Source organism: Parafrankia sp. Ea1.12 (genome assembly GCF_900465275.1).
Taxonomy (GTDB): domain Bacteria; phylum Actinomycetota; class Actinomycetes; order Frankiales; family Frankiaceae; genus Parafrankia; species Parafrankia soli.
In genome coordinates this window covers 1-6103 of the sequence record NZ_UBIZ01000588.1, presented here as the reverse complement: position 1 = coordinate 6103, position 6103 = coordinate 1, and the positions used below count along the sequence as shown (strand labels likewise).

Here is a 6103-nt window from a genome sequence, read left to right as displayed (position 1 = left end):
GCGTCGGCGGGAGGCGAGCGGCGACGGCCCGCCGCACCCGCGAGCCGCGAGTGTCCGCCCGACCCGCGTCCCGTTCCCCGTCGTCGCCCCAGGCCCCGCCGTCCCAGGCCCCGCCGTCCTGGTCCCAGCTGTCCTGGTCCCAGCCATCCGGGTCGCCGCCGTCCAGGCCGGCCAGCGGCCAGTCGTCACCCCGGTCATCACCCCGGGACAGATGCGAGGAGCTTCGAGTCATGCACGCAAGGTAGGAGCTGGGAGGGTTCGTCCGAGCCGATGCGGAGCGGATGTGGACGACCGGTTCTCATCCACAGGCACGCGGGGCGCAGGGAGATGGAATGACCCGCCGTCCACGTTGGTTGCGCACGCAAGTAACGTGCACGACGGCACCACCCAGCAGCCCCGGTCTCAGCTCACACACTCCGAGGAGAACACGATGACCGCTCCCGCTCCCGTCCTGGCCGACCTCACCGGCACCTGGACCCTCGACCCCGCGCACACCCGGATCGGCTTCGCCGCACGCCACGCGATGGTCACGACGGTCCGCGGGCAGTTCACCTCCGTGCAGGGCACCCTGGAGCTCGACGGCGCGAACCCGACGGCGTCCACCGCGTCGGTGACCATCGACACCGCCAGCTTCGACACCGGCGTCGCCGACCGCGACGGGCACGTGAAGTCGCCCGACCTGCTCGACGTCGCGCAGTTCCCGACCATCACCTTCGTCAGCACCGGCGCGAAGCTCGGCAAGGACGAGGACAGTTACGTCCTCGCCGGCGACCTCACGATCCGCGGGGTGACCCGGCCGGTCGAGCTCGCGATCACCTTCGAGGGCAGCTCCAAGGACCCGTTCGGCAACGTCCGGGCGGGCTTCACCGGCACCACGAGCATCAGCCGCAAGGACTTCGGCCTCACGTACAACGCCGTTCTCGAGACGGGCGGCGTGCTCATCAGCGACAAGGTCAAGATCGAGCTGGACGTCTCGGCCATCAAGTCCTCCTGACCGCCCAGGTCCTCCCGACCGCCCGGCTCGCCAGGGGCGCTCAGCCCAGGCGGGTCACCGAGACGGTCACGCCCAGGGACGTCGAGGCACCACCGGAGTACACGCCGAACATCGGTGGGACGTCGTTGTAGTCCCGCCCGCGGGCGACCACTACGTGCTGCTCGCCCGCGGGCACGCCGTTGGTCGGGTCGAAGCCCCACCACTCACCCAGCCAGCCCTCGACCCAGGCATGGCTCTGCCCGCTGACGGTCTCGCCCACCGCGGCGTCCGCCGACGGGTGCTGGTAGCCCGACACGTAGCGGGCCGGCATGCCGGCGGCCCGCATCAGGACGAGCGCCAGGTGGGCGAAATCCTGGCACACGCCCACCCCCTGCTGCCACGCCTCGACGGCCGAGGTGCGCACCTCGGTCGTGCCAGGCTGGTAGCGCAGCTTCTCCCGCACCCAGTCACCGACCGCGGGCAGGAAGTCCGCGGGGGTGTTGGCGGCGGCGAGCTCGCGGGCGGCGGCCAGCAGCTCCGGGTGCTCCGGCGTCGAGACGGTGGGCCGGACGAACTCGACGAACCGGTCCGAGACGTGGTCATCGGTGAGGCCGTCCCAGCCGGGGACGTCCGTGGGCCGCGCCGGCGCGGGCGCTGTCTGCACGACCGAGCGCCCGGTGACGATCAGCTCGGTGTGCGGGGTGTGCAGGTCGAACGCGGTGACCTGGGTCCCCCAGTAGTCCCAGTAGCGGTAGGTGGACGAGGACGGCTCGGTGCGGACGGTGGCCTCGAGTGTGAGTTGCCGGTCCCCGGTCTGGGGGATGATCCGGGCCTCGTTGTACGAGGAGATCACCGGGCTGGCGTACCGGTAGCCCGTCGAGTGCTCGATCCGGATCTGCCAGCTCATCGTCGCCTGTCTCCCTCGTGTGCGGCGCCGCGCGCAGCCGTCGCCCGTTGTTGTTCCCCGCCCGCCGTCAGGCGGGCACCTCGCTCGCCCAGGTGCGCGGGCTGTCCCGGGCGAAGTACCGGGTGGTGACGGCCGCGCTGACCGCCGAGCAGGTCCGTTGCAGGGCGGCCAGCAGGTCGGGCATCTCGGCGACGAGCTCGTCGATGCTGCGGAACTCCAGCTCGGTGCGGGCCCGACCGACGGTGCGCCGGGCGGCGTCGTCCACGGTCGCCCGGACCAGGCCGCGGCTGGTGTCCAGCTCGGCGAGGATCTGCTCCGCGAGCGCCAGCGACCAGTAGATCGACCGCGGGAAGAGCCGGTCCAGCAGCAGGAACTCCGCGACCCGGGCCGCGTCCACCGCCCGCCGGTAGGTGCGCAGGTAGGCCTCGTGCGCGCCGCACGAACGCAGCAGGCTGACCCAGCTCTGCGAGCTCGGGTCGTCGCTGATGCTCGACGACAGCAGCCGGGCGGTCATGTCGACCCGCTCCAGGCTGCGCCCGAGCACCAGGAAGCGCCAGCCGTCGTCGCGCGCGAGGGTGGCGTCGACCAGTCCGGCCAGCATCGCCGTGCGTTCCCGCACGTAACGGAAGTACACGTGCGGGCCCATCCGGCGGGCGAGCTCCTCGGTGTGCGGCAGGTCGTTCCAGGTCGCGTTCAGGCACTCCCACACGTCACTGGAGACCACGACACGGGCACCGCGGGCGTTCTCCCGCGCCGCGGAGAGCGACCCGCGGATGCTGGAGGCGTTCGCGGCCCCGTAGGCGAGCACCTCGGTGACGTGCCGGGAGTCGGCGGGGCCGGACCGGTCGGCGACGCCCATCACGGCGAGCAGCTCGGCCCCGGCCGACGTCTCGTCCAGCCACGGGTCCTCGAGCACCCGATGGACGTGGACGTCCAGGATGCGCGCAGTGCACTCGGCCCGCTCCGCGTAGCGGCCGATCCAGAACAGCGACTCCGCGATGCGGCTCAACACAGCCCGTCCCCCTGCTGGTTCTGCTGCTCGGACTGCTGTTGCTGCTGCTCGTCGGACGAGTGCGGGCCGAGGTCGGGCCCGGCGGCGACCGCCGGCGTCAGGCCGGACCGCCGGCGCAGGAGCGCGGCCTCCTCCGGCGCGACCCGCTCGGGGGCGAGTACCCAGGTGTCCTTCGAACCGCCGCCCTGGCTGGAGTTCACGACCAGGCTGCCGCGGGGCAGCGCGACCCGGGTCAGCCCGCCGGGCAGCACCCAGATCCGGTTCCCGTCGTTCACCGCGAACGGCCGCAGGTCGACGTGGCGCGGCCCGAGGCGGTCATCGGCCAGAGTCGGGGAGGTCGACAGCTTCACCACCCGCTGTGCGATCCACCCGCGCGGGTCGGCGAGCACCCGCGCGCGCAGCGCGACCAGCTCGGCCTCGGTCGCCTGCGGGCCGATCACGATCCCCTTGCCGCCGGAGCCGTCCACCGGCTTGACCACCAGGGACTCGAGGTTGTCCAGCACATGGGCGCGCTGGTCCGGGTCCTCCAGCCGGAAGGTGTCGACGTTGCCGAGCGCCGGCTCCTCGCCGAGGTAGTAACGGATGAGGTCCGGGACGTAGGTGTACATCAGCTTGTCGTCGGCGACCCCGTTGCCGACCGCGTTCGCGATCGTCACGTTCCCGGCCCGGGCCGCGTTGAGCAGCCCCGCGCAGCCGACCATCGACTCGGGACGGAAGTGCAGCGGGTCGAGCCAGTCGTCGTCGACCCGGCGGTAGACAACGTGCACCGGCTGGTCACCCTCGGTGGTGCGCATCGTGACCCGGTTGTTCCGGACGGAGAGATCCCGGCCCTCGACCAGCTCCACACCCATCTGGCGGGCCAGCAGGGCATGCTCGAAGTAGGCGGAGTTGTACACGCCCGGGGTGAGCACCACGACGGTCGGGTCGGCGACCTCCGGTGGCGCTGCCGCGCGCAGCGCGTGCAGCAGGTGGGTGGCGTAGTCGGCGACCGGGCGCACCCGGTGGGTGGAGAACAGCTCCGGGAACACCCGGGTCATCGCGCGCCGGTTCTCGATGACGTAGCTGACCCCGGACGGGACGCGGACGTTGTCCTCGAGCACCCGGAAGTCGCCGCGCTCGTCCCGCACCAGGTCGATGCCGCTGACATGCGCGCGGACGCCGTTCGGCGGGTCGATGCCGTGCGCCGCACGGTGGAAGTGCGAGCTGGACAGCACCAGCCGGCGGGGCACGATGCCGTCCGCGAGGACGTCGGCGCGCCCGTAGACGTCGTCGAGAAACGCCTCGAGCGCGCGCACCCGCTGGGTCACGCCCCGCTCGATGACGTCCCACTCGTCGCAGGAGAGCAGCCTGGGCACCAGGTCCAGCGGAAACGGCCGCTCCTCGCCGAACAGGTTGAAGGTGATGCCGGCGTCCCGGAAGGCACGGTCGAGCGCGATCTTGCGGGCCGCGAGGTCGGAGCTGCTCAGCGGCTGCAGCGCGTCGTGCAGGGCGGTGTACACCTCCCGGGGGCGATGCGCCGCGTCGAAGACCTCGTCCCAGGCGGCCGCTGCCGCGACCTCCACCGGATACCCCTCGAAAAGGTCCGCCACGCGGAGGAGCGTAGGTGCTCCGTGTTACCTGCGAATGTCGTCGTGACCGCGCCCCTGCCCCCGGTCCGCGCAGGCATGGGGAAGTATGTAGGCGCGACCGATGCGACGACGCACCGAACGACGCACCGAACGACGCACCGAAAGGCGAACGATGACCACTCTGCTGGTGACCGGGGCCGCCGGTTTCATCGGGTCCAACTTCGTCAGGTACTGGCTGGGGACGCACCCCGGCGACCGCATGGTCGCGCTCGACGCGCTGACCTACGCGGGCTGCCGGGAGAACCTCGCCGACCTCGAGGACGGGATCACGTTCGTCCACGGCGACATCCGTGACCGTGAGCTCATCGAGTCCACGCTGCGCGAGCACCGTGTGGACGTCGTGGTCAACTTCGCCGCCGAGTCCCACAACAGCCTGGCGATCATCCGTCCCGGCGAGTTCTTCTCCACCAACGTCATGGGCACGCAGACCCTGCTGGAGGCGGCGCGGACCGTCGGGGTCGCGCGCTTCCACCAGATCTCCACCTGCGAGGTCTACGGCGACATGGACCTCGACGACCCCGGCGCCTTCACCGAGGACTCCCCCTACCTGCCCCGGACCCCGTACAACGCCGCCAAGGCCGGCTCGGACCACGCCGTCCGCTCCTACGGGTACACCTACGGCCTGCCGGTGACCATCACCAACTGCTCGAACAACTACGGTCCGTTCCAGTTCCCGGAGAAGGTCATCCCGCTGTTCGTGACGCGGGCGCTGCAGGGCCAGTCGCTGCCGCTCTACGCCTCCACGAAGAACCGGAGGGAATGGCTGCACGTGGTGGACCACTGCCGGGCCATCGAGGCGGTGCTCGAGCGCGGCGCTGTCGGTGAGACCTATCACGTCGGCTCCGGCATCGAGGCCGACATCGAGACCATCGCCGACCTCATCCTCGGCGAGCTGGGCCTGCCCGCCTCGCTGAAGACGATCGTGCCGGACCGTCCCTCCCACGACCGCCGCTACCTGCTGGACTCCGGCAAGCTGCGCACGACGCTCGGCTGGGAGCCGCGGATCAGCTTCGCGGACGGGATGAAGGCCACCATCGGGTGGTACCGGGACAACGAGGCGTGGTGGCGTCCCCTGCTCGGCCGCTCCCCCGTTTCGGAGACCGCCTGGCAGAGCTGACCCTCCCGAGCCGATCCGCACCACGGCGGTCTACCTCAGATCAATGGAGCGGGCCGGGAAGGCACTGCCGGCCGCGATCGGCGAGCTCACCCCGGACACGGTCGTCGACCTCTGGGTGCGTTACGTCACGGACTGGCGGTCCGGCTGTCGTGATCGCCTGGCACAGAGAACAGCGCGCGCCGCGGGTGCTGGCCGGCACCGGCTCGGTGTCCGACGATGTGGCGTGAACTGGCCTGGGCCGGGTCGAGCTGGGCCTGTCCGCCTCGCTGAAGACGGCCCGGGTGCCACAGTGCTCCGCGGCTCCTCCGCGGCTCCGTGGCTCCGTGGTGCTCGGTGGTTCCGCGGAACACCATGATCGTAGGGTAGGCGACTGGCGCGGTGGCATCTCGCTTTAGGCACAAGGTCCGGTACCTTTGTCCGCGTGGTTTCCCCCGCGTTTTTCATCCCGACCGTCCATGGCATGCTC

Annotated in this window: 5 protein-coding genes and 1 pseudogene; 2 read left to right on the top strand and 4 right to left on the bottom strand. The window is 71.3% G+C overall.

The window, feature by feature from the left end:
* Positions 1-232: pseudogene (locus tag FMEAI12_RS32420) on the bottom strand (ComEA family DNA-binding protein); the annotation flags it as partial.
* 198 nt (positions 233-430) lie between these two features.
* Here FMEAI12_RS32420 and FMEAI12_RS32415 point away from each other — a divergent pair.
* Complete coding sequence (locus FMEAI12_RS32415; RefSeq protein WP_041253962.1) at positions 431-994, top strand: YceI family protein; 564 nt, start codon at positions 431-433, stop codon at positions 992-994.
* 40 nt (positions 995-1034) lie between these two features.
* On the opposite strand, the gene FMEAI12_RS32410 is transcribed toward FMEAI12_RS32415, so the two are convergent.
* From FMEAI12_RS32410 to FMEAI12_RS32400, 3 genes are all read right to left on the bottom strand, one after another.
* Positions 1035-1880: a transglutaminase family protein gene (locus FMEAI12_RS32410; protein WP_071065326.1), complete on the bottom strand. Its 846-nt coding sequence runs from the start codon at positions 1878-1880 to the stop codon at positions 1035-1037.
* A gap of 67 nt (positions 1881-1947) precedes the next feature.
* On the bottom strand, positions 1948-2892 hold the full coding sequence (locus FMEAI12_RS32405; protein ID WP_112108986.1) for an alpha-E domain-containing protein: 945 nt from the start codon (positions 2890-2892) through the stop codon (positions 1948-1950).
* Positions 2886-4481: a circularly permuted type 2 ATP-grasp protein gene (locus tag FMEAI12_RS32400; protein ID WP_112108985.1), complete on the bottom strand. Its 1596-nt coding sequence runs from the start codon at positions 4479-4481 to the stop codon at positions 2886-2888. Before FMEAI12_RS32400 ends, FMEAI12_RS32405 begins: the two co-directional genes overlap by 7 nt.
* Before the next feature lie 151 nt (positions 4482-4632).
* On the opposite strand from FMEAI12_RS32400, the gene rfbB reads away from it, so the two are divergent.
* Positions 4633-5637, top strand: a complete 1005-nt coding sequence (gene rfbB, locus FMEAI12_RS32395; protein ID WP_071065323.1) for a dTDP-glucose 4,6-dehydratase — start codon at positions 4633-4635, stop codon at positions 5635-5637.
* Positions 5638-6103 lie beyond the last annotated feature (466 nt).